This window comes from Streptomyces sp. AA4 (genome assembly GCF_000158875.1).
Lineage (GTDB): Bacteria > Actinomycetota > Actinomycetes > Mycobacteriales > Pseudonocardiaceae > Amycolatopsis.
In genome coordinates this window covers 3,789,552-3,803,956 of sequence record NZ_GG657746.1, presented here as the reverse complement: position 1 = coordinate 3,803,956, position 14,405 = coordinate 3,789,552, and the positions used below count along the sequence as shown (strand labels likewise).

Sequence of the window (14,405 nt, the reverse complement as noted above, 5' to 3'; positions counted from 1 at the left end):
GCGACATGGCCACGGAAAAGGCGATTCTGGCCGGCGGGTGTTTCTGGGGCATGGAGGAGCTGTTCCGCCACCAGCCCGGCGTGACCGCCACCCGCGTCGGCTACAGCGGCGGCGACGTCCCCCACGCCACCTACCGCAACCACGGCACCCACGCCGAAACCATCGAAGTCACCTACGACCCGGACCAGACCGACTTCCGCGCCCTGCTCGAGTTCTTCTTCCAGGTCCACGACCCCACCACGAAGAACCGCCAAGGCAACGACATCGGCACCAGCTACCGCTCCGCCATCTTCTACACCACCGACGAGCAGAAGCGGATCGCCGAAGACACCATCGCCGACGTCGACGCCTCCGGACTCTGGCCCGGCAAAGTCGTCACCGAAGTCACCCCCGCCGGAGACTTCTGGGAAGCCGAACCCGAGCACCAGAACTACCTCCAGAACTACCCCAACGGCTACACCTGCCACTTCCCGCGTCCGGGCTGGAAGCTGCCGAAGCGCGCCTGACGGCTCAGCGCGCCATCGCGGCCTCTGCCTCCCGGAACGCCGACGGGGACAGCTGCCGCCACACGAGCGACGTCCCGAGCAGCTGGACCGCCGCCGCCATCACCCACACCCCGCGCAGGCTCCAGTGCACGGCGACGAACCCGCCCGCGAGCGCGCCCAGCGGCGTCAGGCCCCAGGCCAGCGCCCGATGGCTGGTCAGCACCCGGCCGAGCAGCTCGGACGGCGTGAACCGCTGCCGGCTGGACTGCGAGCACACGTTCCAGATCAACGTCGTCCCGGTCAGGAAGATCAGCACCGCGCCGACCAGCACCGGCCACGGCGGCACGAGCGCGATCAGGAGCTGGCTCAGCACCGCGCAGGCTTGCGCGATCCGCATCGCCGTCGAGTAGCCGAACCGCCGCACGAACCGGTCCACGAAGAACGACGACGCCACCCAGCCGACCGCGAGACAGGCCAGCAGCACGCCGTACCCGAACGGCGCGAGACGCAGTTCCTGCGTGGCGTAGAGGACGAGCATCGAGTTGCCCGCGGCCGCCGCGAACGAGCCCAGCGCGACCGTGATGGTGATCGACCGCAGCAACGGCGTGCCCACAAGATAGCGCAGCCCCGCAGTGACGTCCTTGAGCGGATGCGCGGGCGTGCGCACCGGTTTCGCCGACGGGATCCCACGCGCGAGCAGCAGGGCGACCAACGCGGCGACGGCCGCCAGCCACGCGGGCAATCCCGCGCTGATCCCGATCAGCAACCCGGTCGCCGGGGGCACCACGAACTGGACCATGCCGCGGTCGATGACCTGCAGCCGGGAATTCGCCATGTTGAGCTGATCCGGCGACACGACCTCGGGAACCACCGAACCCGCCGCGCCGTCGCCGAACACTTGCGCCGTCGTGAGCACGAAGGCGACCACCAGCAGCGCGGGCAGGCTCAACGAACCGGTGGAACCCAGCACCGCCAACGTGAGCGCGGCGACGATCTGCACCGCGTACGCGGAAGCGAGCACGGTGGTCCGCCGGACCCGGTCGATCACCACTCCGGCGAACAGCGAAAGCAGCAGCCACGGCGCTTGCCCGGCGACGTTCACCAGGGACACCGCCCGCGGGTCGGTGGTGATCGAGACGGCTAACAAGGGCAGCGCCGCGAGCAAAAGCCCTTCACAGGTTGAACCGGACACCGCCACCGCTTGCAGGCGGACCCATGCCGATCCGCTCCCACCCCGCCCCGCCATGTCCGCCAGTCTCCTCCGCGGCGCAACCGGTTTTCCGCTGCCCACCGCCGCGGGCTCCCGCTCCCCGGACCTGCTCGCCGAACAAAACCTCTCCGGTTATCACGCGGGCGCGGGCCACGCTTTCCCTTGTCCGTCAACCGGAATCCGCTCCCCCGGCCGGATCGCGGGACAGCGGTTCACCTGCTGGGACGGGCTTCAGCGAACCGCCGCGAACGGTTGAGCTGAACGCATCCGATCCGTCCCCGCTGGAGGAATTCCGTGCCCCGCCACACCCCGTCCCGGCTCGCGCGCCCCGCCCCCGCGCGGTCCCGTTTCGCCTTCGCACTGGCCCTTCCGCTGCTGCTCGCCGCGTGCGGCACGGCGGGCGGGGCCAGCCCGCAGGACGCCGGTCCCCCGCGCCCGGGCGGCACGCTCCGGCTGGGCATCTCGTCCAATCCGGACTGCATCGACCCGCAGCAGGCGAGCACCAACGCTTCGGTGAACGTCGGCCGCCAGCTGGTCGATTCGCTGACCGACCAGGACCCGAAGACCGGCGCGATCACGCCGTGGCTCGCCGACCGCTGGACGGTCAGCCCCGATTCGACGAGCTTCACCTTCCACCTCCGCTCCGGCGCGACGTTCTCCGACGGCTCCCCGGTGGACGCCGCGGCGGTGAAGACGAGCTTCGACGGCATCAAGGCACTCGGCGCGAAGGCCCTCCTCGGATCCAGCTACCTCGCTGCCTACCGCGGTGCGACGGTGGTCGACCCGGCGACGGTCCGGCTCGACTTCACCCAGCCCAGCGCCCAGTTCCTGCAGGCCAGCTCCACGATGTCGCTCGGCGTGCTCGCGCCCGCGGCGTTCCGGCACACCGCCGAGCAGCGCTGCCAGGGCACCGGCCTGATCGGCTCGGGGCCGTTCGTGTTCACCAGCCTGAAGCCGAACCAGAACATCCTGCTCAGCAAGCGCACCGGCTACCGCTGGGGTTCCCCGTTGTGGCGGCACCAGGGCGAGGCGTACGTCGACAAGATCGACTTCCGCGTCGTCCCGGAGCCGGGCGTGCGGTCGGGCAGCCTGACGTCCGGGCAGCTCGACGCGATCACCGACGTCCAGCCGGTGGACGAACCGCAGTTCTCCGGCAACGGCTTCACCGAACCGGTCCGGCCGAACCCGGGCATCGTGTTCAACCTGCACGCGAACGTGACCCGGGGCGTCCTCACCGACGAGAAGGTGCGCCAGGCGGTGTCGAAGGGCGTGAACCGGCCCGAGGTCACGAGCACCGTGCTCACCCGGAATTACAAGCCCGCCACGAGCATCCTCGGCTCCGCGACGCCGCTGTACACCGACCTGTCGAAGGAACTCGCCTACGACCCGGCGGGCGCGCAGGCGCTGCTGCAGTCCGACGGCTGGCTGCCCGGCCCGGACGGCATCCGGACGAAGAACGGCCAGCGGCTCACCGCGTCCGTGCTGTTCTCCGCGGTGTTCAACCAGAACCAGAGCGTGCTGGAGCTGATCCAGCAGCAGCTGCGCAAGATCGGGTTCGACCTGAAGATCGAGCTGCACACCAACTCCGAGGTCACCCGGCTGCAGCAGGCCGGCGACTACGATTTCCTCTGGTACAACGTCACCCGCGCCGACCCGGACATCCTGCGCCAGCAGTTCTCCACGAAGACGAACAACCGCAGCAAGCTGCCCGCGGACAACCCGCTCGACGCGTCGCTGAACGAACAGTCCGCCACCGTCGACCCCGCGAAGCGCAAGCCCGCGGCGGAACAGGCGCAGCGCACCATCGTGGAGCAGGCCTACTCGATCCCGGTGTTCGAGCTGACGCAGGTGCTCGGCGTCGGACCGAACGCGCACGACGTCGGCTTCGAGGCTTCCTCGCGGCTGCAGCTGTTCGACGCCTGGGTTTCGGGCTCGTGAAGGGCTTCCCGGTGCTTCGCCGCCTTCTGCAGGCCGTAGTCGTGCTGTGGGCGGCATTCACGCTGTCGTTCGTCATCCTGTACCTGCTGCCCGGCGACGCGGTGTTGACCAAACTCGGCTCGGCCGAGGGCGGGCCCAGCGCGTCGCCGGAGCAGATCGCCGCCCTGCGCGCCGAGTACGGGCTGGACGACCCGGTGCTCGTGCAGTACGGCAAGCATCTGCTCGCCGCGCTGCACGGCGACTTCGGCACCTCAGTGGCGACCGGAGACGACGCGACGCACCAGGTGCTCACCGCGTTGCCGCCGACACTCGCCGTCTCCGGGCTGGCGCTGGTGCTCGCGATCGTCTTCGGCGGCGGGATCGCCGTGCTCGGCACCTTCACCCGCACGCGCTGGGTCAGCCAGCTGCTGCTTTCCCTGCCGCCGCTGGGCACTTCGCTGCCGACGTTCTGGGTCGGGCTGCTGCTGATCCAGCTGTTCTCGTTCCAGCTGCGGCTGTTCCCGGCACTCGGCTCGACCGGCTTCGCGTCGCTGATCCTCCCCGCAGTCACGCTCTCCCTGCCGACCGGCGCGATTATCGGGCAGGTGCTGGCGAAGAGCCTGCGGACGCAGCTCGCCGAGCCGTACATCGAGGTGGTGCGGGCGAAGGGCGCGAGCCGCCGTCGAGTCCACTTCGGACACGCGCTGCGCAACGCCGGACTGCCCGCGCTCACGCTCGTGGGCGTTGTCGCGGGCAATCTGCTGGCCGGTTCGGTGGTGACCGAAACCGTGTTCTCGCGCGACGGTCTCGGCCGGGTGACCGCGGCGGCGGTGACCGCGCAGGACGTGCCGGTGGTGCAGGCGGTGATCGTGCTCGCCGCGTTCTTCTTCGTGGTGCTCAACCTGGTCGTCGACCTCGTGTACCCGCTGCTCGACCCGCGGGTGTCGGTGCGCAAGGAGGTGCCCGCGCATGTCTGAAGCTGTGCTGCCCCAACGATTCCTCGTCCGCCGACCGGGCCTGCTCCTGTCCGGGCTCCTGCTCGCCGCGGTGCTGATCGCCGCTTTCGCACCCACCCTGTTCACCGGCCAAGACCCCATCACCGGTGTCCCGTCCGAACGGCTCCAAGGCCCGTCGCTCGCGCACCTGTTCGGCACCGACGAAACCGGCCGCGACGTGTTCGCCCGCGTCGTGCACGGAGCCGGGCTCTCGCTGCGTGCGACCGTGCTCGCCGTCCTGGTCGCGTTCGCCGCCGGGTCCGCGTTGGGGCTGCTCGCCGGGTTCCGCGGCGGGTGGCTCGACGCTGTCGTGATGCGGATCGTCGACGTCCTTCAGGCGGTCCCGGCGATCCTGCTGTCGCTGGCGCTGGTGACCGCGCTCGGCTTCGGCACCACGAACGTGGCGATCGCCGTCGGAGTCGCGAATCTCGCCGCGTTCGCCCGGCTGATGCGGGCCGAAGTGCTGCGGGTCCGTTCGGGCGTGTTCGTGGAGGCGGCGCGGGCGTCGGGCGTGCGCTGGGCTGGTGTGCTCGGGCGGCATGTGCTGCCCAACGCGCTCGGACCGGTCCTGGTGCTGGCGACGGTGACGGTCGGCACGGCGGTGCTCGAAGTGTCCGCGCTCAGCTTCCTCGGCTTCGGCGCGAGCCCGCCGACGCCGGAGTGGGGCGCGCTCGTGGCCGGCGGACGCAATTTCCTGGCCACCGCTTGGTGGATGACCACGTTCCCGGGCCTGACCGTCGCGGCTGTGGTGCTGGCCGCGAACCGCGTGTCCCGGGCTCTCGACAGCGAACGGAGCTGACAAGTGCTGGAGATCAGCGAGCTGGCGGTCTCGTACCGCACCTCGGGCGGCGTGGTGCCCGCCGTGCGCGACGTGAGCCTGAAGGTGGGAGCGGGCGAGATCGTCGCGGTGGTCGGCGAATCCGGTTCCGGGAAGAGCACCACCGCGCACGCCGCGATCGGGCTGCTCCCCCGCGGCGGACGAGTCCACCATGGACAGATCAGCTTCGACGGACTCGATCTGACCGCATTGTCCGAAAAGGACTGGCGGCGGGTGCGCGGCACCGGGATCGCGCTGGTGCCCCAGGATCCGACGGTGTCGCTCAACCCGGTCCGGCGGATCGGCGAGCAGGTGGCCGAGGTCTTGCTGATCCACCGGCTGGCGGCCCGGAACGAAGCCGCCGAACGCGCGGTGGAACTGCTGCGGAGGGCGGGCGTCGACCGGCCGGAACTGCGGGCGCGGCAGTATCCGCACGAGCTGTCGGGCGGGCTGCGGCAGCGGGTGCTGATCGCCATCGCGCTCGCGGGCCAGCCCCGGCTGATCATCGCCGACGAGCCGACCAGTGCGCTCGACGTGACCGTGCAGAAGGAAATCCTCGACCACCTCGCGGAACTGGCCGCCGACGACGGCACCGCGATTCTGCTCATCACGCACGACCTGGGCGTCGCCGCCGACCGGGCCGGGCGGATCGCCGTGCTGTCCGAGGGACGGCTGGTCGAGGAAGGACCGGCCCGCGAACTCCTCGCCGCCCCGACGCAGGACTACACGCAACGGCTTCTCGCCGCCGCGCCGAGCCTCAGCCGCGAGCCGCTCCGGCCGCGCCGCGCGGAGGGTCCGGAAGTCCTTCTGTCCGTGGATTCGGTCTCGAAGACCTTCGCCTCGTCCCGGGCCGGTTCGGTGCGGGCCGTGGACGACGTGTCGTTCCAGCTCACCCGCGGCCGAACGCTGGCGCTGGTCGGCGAATCCGGCTCCGGCAAGACGACGACCGCCCGCATGGTCGTCGGCCTGGAAACCCCGACCGCGGGCACGGTCCGCTTCGACGGCCAGGACGTCACCCGTCTTCCGGCCGCCGAACTGCGCCGGCTGCGCCGCCGGTTCCAGCTCGTCTACCAGAACCCGTACGCCTCGCTGAACCCGCGGTTCTCCATCGCCGACGTGATCGGCGAACCGCTGCGCGCGTTCCGCGTCAGCGGCCGGGCCGAACGCGTCGCCGAACTCGCCGATCAGGTCGCACTGCCGTCGTCGGTGCTGCGCCGAAAACCGGCCGAGCTGTCCGGCGGCCAGCGGCAGCGCGCGGCGATCGCCCGTGCGCTGGCGCTGCGGCCGGACCTCGTCGTGCTGGACGAGCCGGTGTCCGCTTTGGACGTTTCGGTGCAGGCGCAGATCCTGAACCTGCTCGTGGAGCTGCAGGACGAACTCGGCCTGACGTACCTGTTCATCACCCACGACCTGGCCGTGGTGCGGGAAATCGCCGACCAGGTCGGGGTGATGCGCCAGGGCAAGCTGCTCGAATCCGGCCCCGCCGACGACGTCCTGCTGCGGCCCCGCGAGCAGTACACACGCGACCTGCTGGCCGCGATCCCCGGCGGCGAGCAGGTGCGCGCGTGACGCTAGTTGGCGAGCACCAGCCGTCCGACGGCCTCGCCCGCGTCCATCCGCCGGTGCGCCTCGCGCGCCTCCGCCATCGGCAGGACGGTGACCGGCAGCCGGATGCGGCCGTCGGTGTAGAGCGGCAGCACGGCGTCCGCGGCGGGACGAGCGGGTGCGGGGTCGGCGGCCAGGAACCCGCCCACGTTGAAGCCGACTACGCCGATGTTCTTGCCCCACACGGCGTTCGAGTCGACCATCGGCGCGGTGTCGCTGCCCGCGCTGCCGACCACGAGCATCCGGCCCATCGGCGCGAGCAGGTCCAGCGATGCGATCCGCAGGTCGCCGCCCACGGGGTCGACGATGATCTCGAACCGCTCCTCCCGCAGCCCGCCCAGCTCGCCGGAGAGCACGACCCGGTCGAAGCCGAGCTGTTTCGCCGCCTCGACCTGGTCGGGCCGCCGAACCGTGCCGACGACCTCGCGCGCGCCGAGCAGCCGCGCGACCTCGGGGTACACCGAGGCGAGGCCGCCGAGTGCACCGTGCACCAGCACACAGGCGTCCTTCGGCAACCGCACCGCTTCGGTGAGCGAAAGGTACGCCGTCACCGTGTTCGCCAGACCGGCCACGGCCTGCGCGCGCTCCACGCCGGTGCCCGCCAACGGCACGACGAGAGCGGCGGGTGCGAGCTTGACGTCGGCGTATCCGCCCATTCCGGGCAGCGTGAGCGTGACGACCTCGTCCCCGACCGAGAAGCCGCTGCCCGGTCCGGCCGCGCGGATCGTGCCCGCGACCTCGAGCCCGGGCACCAGCGGCGGCTTCGGCGCGTAGTCGTAATCGGCGAGCGTGCCGCGGCGGATCAGCGCGTCGATCAGCCCGACGGACGCGTGCGAGACCGTGATGGTCACTTCGCCCGGCCCCGGGACGGGCTCGGGCACCTCGATTTCTTCGAGGACCTCGGGACCGCCGTAGCGGGTGATGGACAAAGCGCGCATCGTGCGTACTCCCCAGTGTTCTGCGTGTGTGTCAGCGAGCCGGAACAACCGGGGCCGGTCCGCGGTTATTCCGGCTTAGTTCACCCGAGGAAGGATTCGCCGTGCCGAGCGAAACGCACCCGCTGCGCAAACTGGGTTTCCTGACGATCGGCCTGTTCGACGGCGACGACCCGCGGCCGGGCCACGAATCCACGCTGCGCGTGCTGGAACTCGGCGAGCAGCTCGGGTTCGACAGCGCCTGGGTGCGCCACCGGCACCTGCAGTACGGCATCTCGTCGCCGGTCGCGGTGCTCGCCGCGGCCACCCAGCGCACCAGCCGGATCGAACTGGGCACCGCGGTCATCCCGCTCGGCTGGGAAAACCCGCTGCGGCTGGCCGAAGACCTGGCGACCGTCGACGTCCTGTCCGGCGGACGGCTCAACCCCGGAGTGAGCGTCAGCCCGCCGATGCACTACGAGGACGTGCGCGGCGCGCTGTATCCGGACACCGGCGACCTCGAAAACTTCGGCTACGACCGGGTCTCGCGACTGTTGTCGCTGGTCCGCGGCGAGCCCGCTTCGACGTTCAGCGGCACCGAAGGCATCGAGACATTCTCCGACCGCGTGCAGCCGCATTCGCCGGGTCTCGCGAGCCGCCTGTGGTACGGCGGCGCGAGCACCCGGTCGGCGATCTGGACCGGACAGGCCGGGATGAACTACCTGACCAGCAGCGTCGTCCGGGCCGAGGAAGGCTCGACGGACTTCGAGAAGATCCAGCTGTCGCACGTACGCGCGTTCCGGGCCCACCATCCGGACGGCGCGCGGGCTCGGGTTTCGCAAGGCCTGGTGGTGATTCCGACCGACAACGCCACGGCGGAGCAGCGCGCGAAGTACGAGGATTATGCGGCAAAACGCCTGCCCCGCACGAAAACCCCGCAGGGCCCGGGCGGTCTGCTGTTCTCGCGCGATTACGTCGGCACGTCCGCTGAGCTCGCCGAGCAGCTGTACCGGCACGCCGCCTTCCGCGAGATCGACGAGGTCGCCTTCGCACTGCCGTTCACCTTCGAGCACGAGGATTACGTGCAGATCCTCACCGATCTCGCCACCCGGCTGGGACCGGAGCTGGGCTGGAAACCGGCGGCATGACGGTCCAGCGTTGGCCGGGTGCCGGATTTCACGTCCACAGTGGACATTGCCCGCCCTGCCGGAGACCAGCGCGACGCCCTTTCGTGGGCCCGCGCGGTCCGGGAAGACGCTCCGCCGCCGCCGCGCGCCTTCCTGCGCACCGGGTGGCTCGGCCTCGGCCTGCGCGCCCGCTGTCCCCAGACCGGGTGCTCGGCTGGACGATCGCTTCGGCCACGCCGGACCGGGTCGTCCTCGAAGCACCGTCGCCGCTGATGACGACCCGCAACATCGTGCACCTCGACGCGGCCCGGGTGTACCGGACCACTGAAGTCACCTGCACCCGGTTCCCGGCCCGCCCCTTGTGGGCTTTGGCGGCACCGGTCCACGAACTCGTGATCCCGGCCCGCCTGAGGCTCAGTTCCGCCGCAGGTATGGCATGTCCGGCTCCGAAGTTCCGGTTGCGCGCCGTCCTCGGGAAGCCACTCGGGCACCGGTGGCCGCGTGGAGACCAGGTCTAGCCAGGTGTGGTCGTGAACGGCGCGGACTCGGCACTCGCGCCCGCGACGTCGAGGCAGTGGCTCGCACCCGTTCGTGGTCTCCGCCGCCCAGCCAGGCGGGCCCCTCGGTGGTGCGCGCGGACGTTTCCCCAAGTCGCGCTCGCTGTGGACAACCCGGCTGAAGGGCCCGGGGTTGTCGGTGGGGGCGGATAGACTGGACAAGGGCCGTCCCCCAGAGGAGGGCGGGGGTTTGCGCCGCCGCCGGGCACTGGCAAGGATCACGTGTCCGCGATAGCGCGACACCGCCGCAGCGGCCCGGCGACACGAGGGCCGGCAGCCGACAGCACGACGGTCCCGCAGAATGACTGCACGGGCAGCACGGCAAGGACCGACAGCCCGCCGGGTACTGAGCGGCTGAAAGAAACCCCGAGGGTCAGCCCTCCAACACAGCCTCGATCGTGCGCCGAGCATTCGCCGCCAGCACCGGGTTCGTCTCCCGGTAATACGGCAGCTGGATCAGCGCGATCGACAACGCCCAGCCCCGCCCGCGTTCCCACGTCGCGTCGTCCACCTCCACCGCTGAACGGAACACCTTCCGCTCGGCCGCCGCGAACGTGTTCCACGCCGGGATCACGTCCACCGCCGGATCGCCGATCCCGACCCCGGCGAAGTCCAGCACCGCGCTCAATCCGCCGTCGTCGACGAGCACGTTCCCCGGCGACAGATCCGCGTGCAGCCACACCGGCTCCCCGGCCCATTCCGGTGCCGCGAGCGCCTTCTCCCACGCCGTGACGTACGCCGGATCGCCGCCGAGCTGGGCGATCGCCTCCCGGGTCGGCGCGTCCCGCGTGCGCAGCGGGCGGCCGCGGCTGATCTCCGGCGCGCCGGAAGTATCGAGGCCCCGCAACGCTTTCACGAACGCGCCCAGGTCCCGCGCCACCTGGGCGTCGCCGAACTCCGGGTTGACGCCGGGCAGCCAGCGCAGCACCGACCAGGCCCAGGCGAAACCCTCGCCGGGCCGTCCTTCGGCGAGCACTTCCGGCACCGCGACCGGCAGCCGCGGCGCGAGCCACCGCAGCCAGCGCTGTTCGTGCCCGATCTCAGCGGCCCCGCGCTCCAGCCGCGGCAGCCGCGCCACCAGGTCGTCGCCGAGCCGGAACATCGCGTTTTCCGTCCCCGACGAGGCGACCCGCGAGACCGGCAGCCCGGCCCACTGCGGAAACTGCGCCGCGACGAGGCGACGGACCAGGTCGTCGTCGATATCCGCTTCGTCCGTGTGCATCCGATTCATCGGCATCGAGCAAACCGCGCCGGCGCGACAGCGGGCAACCGGTTTATTCCCGTTCCCGCGGACTGTCCCAGACGCTGGTTACCGTCGCCCGCGCCCCGGTTCCCGCGCCACACTGCTGGCATCCACGGGGAAAGGACGCAGCATGACAGGGCTCACCGGACCACGGCTCGCCGTCGCGCTGGAGGGCGCCGGCTGGCATCCGGCCGCGTGGCGCGAAGCCGACGCCCGCCCGGCCGACCTGCTCACCGCCGGATACTGGACCGAATTGGTCCAGGAAGCCGAAGCCGCGCACCTGGACTTCGTCACCTTCGAGGACTTCCTCTCCCTGCGCGACCCCAGCGAACCGGCCGCCCGGCCCGACCGGGCGCAGACCCGCTTGGACGCCGTGCTGCTCGCCTCGCGGATCGCCCCGCTGACGTCGCACATCGGCCTGATCCCGACCGCCGTCGTCACCCACACGGAGCCGTTCCACCTGTCGAAGGCGATCGCGACGCTCGACTACGTCAGCACCGGCCGCGCCGGGGTCCGCGTGCAGGTTTCCGCCAGCCCGGCGGAGTTCCAGCACTTCGGCCGCCGCACCCCGCCCGAGGTGCCCGAACTGTTCGAGGAAGCCGCCGACTACGTCGAGGTACTGCGCCGATTGTGGGACAGCTGGGAGGACGACGCCGAGATCCGCGACGTCGCGACCGGCCGGTTCATCGACCGCGAGAAACTGCACTACATCGACTTCGAGGGCCGCTGGTTCTCCGTCAAGGGACCGTCCATCACGCCGCGTCCGCCGCAGGGCCAGCCGATTGTCGCCGCCCTCGCGCACGGTCCCGACGCCTACCGCCTCGCCGCGCGTCAGGCCGACGTCGTGTACGTGACCCCGAACGACCGTGCGCACGCCGCGTCGATCATTGACGAAATCGGTGCGCCCCTTCAGGTTTTCGCCGACCTCGTAGTGTTCCTCGGCGAAACCGAGCAGGCCGCGGCCGACCGCAAAGCCCGCCTGGACGACCGCGCCGAGTTCTCCTCGGACGCCCACGTCTTCACCGGCACCCCGGCCCAGCTGGCCGACCTTCTGCTCGACTGGCACGCCGCCGGTCTGACCGGGTTCCGGCTGCGCCCCGGCGCCCTGCCGCACGATCTGACCGCGATCACCCGCGCGCTGGTCCCCGAACTGCGCGACCGAGGCGCCTTCCGCACCGGATACGAGGCCTCGACCCTGCGCGGGCTGCTCGGCCTGCCGCGCCCGGCCAACCGCTACGCCGCCTGAGTCCCGGGAGATTTCCATGACTGCCAAGCAAATCCACCTCGCCGCGCACTTCCCCGGGGTCAACAACACCACCGTGTGGAGCGATCCCGAAGCGGGCAGCCACATCGAGTTCAGCTCGTTCGTCAAGCTGGCCCAGACGGCCGAACGCGCGAAGTTCGACTTCTTCTTCCTCGCCGAAGGCCTGCGGCTGCGGGAACAGGGCGGCGAAATCTACGACCTCGACGTCGTCGGCCGTCCGGACACCTTCACCGTGCTGTCCGCGCTGGCCGCCGTCACCGACCGGCTGGGCCTGGCCGGCACCATCAACTCCACCTTCAACGAACCGTTCGAGGTGGCCCGGCAGTTCGCCTCCCTGGACCACCTGTCGGCGGGCCGTGCCGCGTGGAACGTCGTCACGTCCTGGGACGCCTTCACCGGCGAGAACTTCCGCCGCGGCGGCTTCCTGCCGCAAGACCAGCGCTACTCCCGCGCCGAAACCTTCCTGCGCACGGCGTGGGAACTCTTCGACTCCTGGCGTGGCGACGAACTGGTGGCGGACAAGGAATCCGGCCGCTTCCTGACCGACGGCGGCCACTTCGCGCACCGCGACGCCCACTTCGACATCTCCGGCCGCTTCCCGGTCCCGCGCAGCCCGCAGGGCCGCCCGGTCACCATCCAGGCCGGGGACTCCGAAGAGGGCCGCGAGTTCGCCGCCGCGACCGCCGACGCCATCTTCACCCGGCACGGCACCCTCGAAGCAGGCCAGGCGTTCTACTCCGACGTCAAGGGCCGCCTCGCCAAATACGGCCGCTCCCCGCACGAACTGGTCATCCTGCCCGCCGCCACCTTCGTCCTCGGCGACACCGACGCCGAAGCGCACGAAATCGCGCACGAGGTCCGGTTGCAGCAGGTCAGCGAGCAGACCGCGATCAAGTTCCTGGAACAGCTCTGGAACACCGACCTCAGCGACCACGACCCGAACGGCCCGCTGCCGTCGTTCGACCCGGTGGTCGGCGACCTGATCTCGAAGGGCCGCGCGTCCGTCCGCATGCACCGCGACCCGGTCGCGACCGCGCACGAATGGCGGCAGCTGGCGGAAGCGAAGCACCTGTCGAGCCGGGAACTGATCATCGAGGTCACCGGACGGCAGAACTTCATCGGCTCCGCCGAGACCGTCGCGTCCGCCATGAACGACCTCGTCCAGGCCGACGCGTCGGACGGCTTCATCCTGGTCCCGCACGTGACGCCGGGCGGGCTGGACCGGTTCGCCGACGAGGTGGTGCCGCGGCTGCAGGAACGCGGGGTGTTCCGGGAGGACTACCGCGGGCCTACTTTGCGGGACCACCTCGGCCTGAACTAGCCCAGGAACCGCTTCGCGTTCCCCCGCAACAACAACTCCCGCGAAGCGTCATCAAGGAACTCCGCCCGCCGCACCACCCCGCCGGCGGGCCGTTCCCCCAGCGGATACGGATAATCGCTCCCCACCATCACCTGCTCCACTCCCAGCGTATCCACCAGATTCCGCAGCGCCGCCTCGGCGAACACCACCGAATCCACGCTGAACCGCCCCACGTACTCCGACGGCGGTTTCTCCGAGGTGGCGATGACGTCCGCCCGCTGGTGCCACGCGTTCTCCAGCCGTCCCAGCCAGAACGCGAACGACCCGCCCCCGTGGGCGAAACAGATCCGCAAGCTCGGCGGCACGCGGTCGAACACGCCGCCGAGGATCATCGCGATGATCGACAGGTGCGTCTCCGCGGGCATCCCGGTCAGCCACCGCGCCATCCAGCGGTCCAGCCGCGGCGCGAGCGGCATGTCCCACGGGTGCACGAAGACCGGGACGCCGAGCGACGCCGCGTGCTGCAGGAACGTCACCACGCCCGCGTCGTCGAGGTCGCGGTCGCCGACGTGGTTGCCGACCTCCACGCCCCGGTGCCCGGCCGCGACCGCGCGGTCGAGTTCGCGGCAAGCCGCGTCGGTGTCCTGCAGCGGAACCTGGCAGAACGGGATCAGCCGGTCCGGCGCGGGCGCGCAGATCTCCAGCGCCAGGTCGTTGAAGACCCGCGCGATCTTCTCGCCCTGGCCCGGGCTGGTTTCGTAGCCGAAGAACACCGGCGTCGGCGAGACGACCTGCGCCTCGATCCCGTCGGCGTCCATGTCGCGCAGCCGGACGGACGCGTCCCAGCAGTCGGACCGGATCCGGCGGAACTCCTCCGAACCGACCATGATCACGGCCTCGCGTTCGGTTTCCGCGCGCAGCCACGGCATTCCCTCGCCGAGGTCGGGCCAGCCGTGCGGAACGAAATGGCT

The 14,405-nt window shown here is 70.9% G+C and carries 12 protein-coding genes; 8 read left to right on the top strand and 4 right to left on the bottom strand.

Features of this window, described 5'->3' with window-relative positions; all coding sequences use genetic code 11:
* The first annotated feature begins 5 nt into the window (after positions 1-5).
* The gene (gene msrA, locus SSMG_RS17500) at positions 6-506 is read left to right on the top strand and encodes a peptide-methionine (S)-S-oxide reductase MsrA (protein ID WP_009078001.1); all 501 of its coding nucleotides are present in this window, start codon (positions 6-8) and stop codon (positions 504-506) included.
* Positions 507-510: 4 nt separating this feature from the next.
* Here msrA and SSMG_RS17495 read toward each other — a convergent pair whose 3' ends face one another.
* Complete coding sequence (locus SSMG_RS17495; protein WP_199785922.1) at positions 511-1,677, bottom strand: MFS transporter; 1,167 nt, start codon at positions 1,675-1,677, stop codon at positions 511-513.
* 312 nt (positions 1,678-1,989) lie between these two features.
* Here SSMG_RS17495 and SSMG_RS17490 point away from each other — a divergent pair, with 312 nt between their 5' ends.
* From SSMG_RS17490 to SSMG_RS17475, 4 genes are read left to right on the top strand one after another with little or no spacing between them, the layout of a single operon-like run.
* Complete coding sequence (locus SSMG_RS17490; RefSeq protein ID WP_100266819.1) at positions 1,990-3,633, top strand: ABC transporter substrate-binding protein; 1,644 nt, start codon at positions 1,990-1,992, stop codon at positions 3,631-3,633.
* Positions 3,630-4,589 carry an ABC transporter permease gene (locus SSMG_RS17485; protein WP_009077995.1) on the top strand — a complete coding sequence of 320 codons (960 nt, stop codon included), beginning with the start codon at positions 3,630-3,632 and terminating at the stop codon, positions 4,587-4,589. Before SSMG_RS17490 ends, SSMG_RS17485 begins: the two co-directional genes overlap by 4 nt.
* Positions 4,582-5,406 carry an ABC transporter permease gene (locus SSMG_RS17480; protein ID WP_009077993.1) on the top strand — a complete coding sequence of 275 codons (825 nt, stop codon included), beginning with the start codon at positions 4,582-4,584 and terminating at the stop codon, positions 5,404-5,406. The genes SSMG_RS17485 and SSMG_RS17480 overlap by 8 nt, the downstream gene beginning before the upstream one ends.
* Positions 5,407-5,409: 3 nt before the next feature.
* Entirely contained in the window at positions 5,410-6,993 is a 1,584-nt protein-coding gene (locus SSMG_RS17475; protein WP_009077991.1) for an ABC transporter ATP-binding protein, read from the top strand.
* A gap of 2 nt (positions 6,994-6,995) precedes the next feature.
* Here SSMG_RS17475 and SSMG_RS17470 read toward each other — a convergent pair whose 3' ends face one another.
* The gene (locus tag SSMG_RS17470) at positions 6,996-7,967 is read right to left on the bottom strand and encodes a zinc-binding dehydrogenase (RefSeq protein ID WP_009077989.1); all 972 of its coding nucleotides are present in this window, start codon (positions 7,965-7,967) and stop codon (positions 6,996-6,998) included.
* 101 nt (positions 7,968-8,068) lie between these two features.
* Here SSMG_RS17470 and SSMG_RS17465 point away from each other — a divergent pair, with 101 nt between their 5' ends.
* Positions 8,069-9,091 (top strand): LLM class flavin-dependent oxidoreductase, encoded by a 1,023-nt coding sequence (locus tag SSMG_RS17465; RefSeq protein ID WP_009077987.1) that lies wholly within the window; start codon positions 8,069-8,071, stop codon positions 9,089-9,091.
* Positions 9,092-10,000: 909 nt separating this feature from the next.
* Here SSMG_RS17465 and SSMG_RS17455 read toward each other — a convergent pair.
* A complete protein-coding gene (locus SSMG_RS17455) occupies positions 10,001-10,849 on the bottom strand; it encodes an aminoglycoside phosphotransferase family protein (RefSeq protein ID WP_100266818.1) in 849 nt (282 codons plus the stop codon).
* 151 nt (positions 10,850-11,000) lie between these two features.
* On the opposite strand from SSMG_RS17455, the gene SSMG_RS17450 reads away from it, so the two are divergent.
* Both SSMG_RS17450 and SSMG_RS17445 read left to right on the top strand, forming a co-directional pair.
* Positions 11,001-12,116 (top strand): LLM class flavin-dependent oxidoreductase, encoded by a 1,116-nt coding sequence (locus tag SSMG_RS17450; RefSeq protein WP_009077980.1) that lies wholly within the window; start codon positions 11,001-11,003, stop codon positions 12,114-12,116.
* Between the two features lie 10 nt (positions 12,117-12,126).
* Entirely contained in the window at positions 12,127-13,455 is a 1,329-nt protein-coding gene (locus SSMG_RS17445; RefSeq protein WP_037714012.1) for an NtaA/DmoA family FMN-dependent monooxygenase, read from the top strand.
* Here SSMG_RS17445 and SSMG_RS17440 read toward each other — a convergent pair.
* Positions 13,452-14,363, bottom strand: a complete 912-nt coding sequence (locus tag SSMG_RS17440) for an amidohydrolase family protein (RefSeq protein WP_286157051.1) — start codon at positions 14,361-14,363, stop codon at positions 13,452-13,454. The genes SSMG_RS17445 and SSMG_RS17440 overlap by 4 nt on opposite strands.
* Positions 14,364-14,405: the final 42 nt, after the last annotated feature.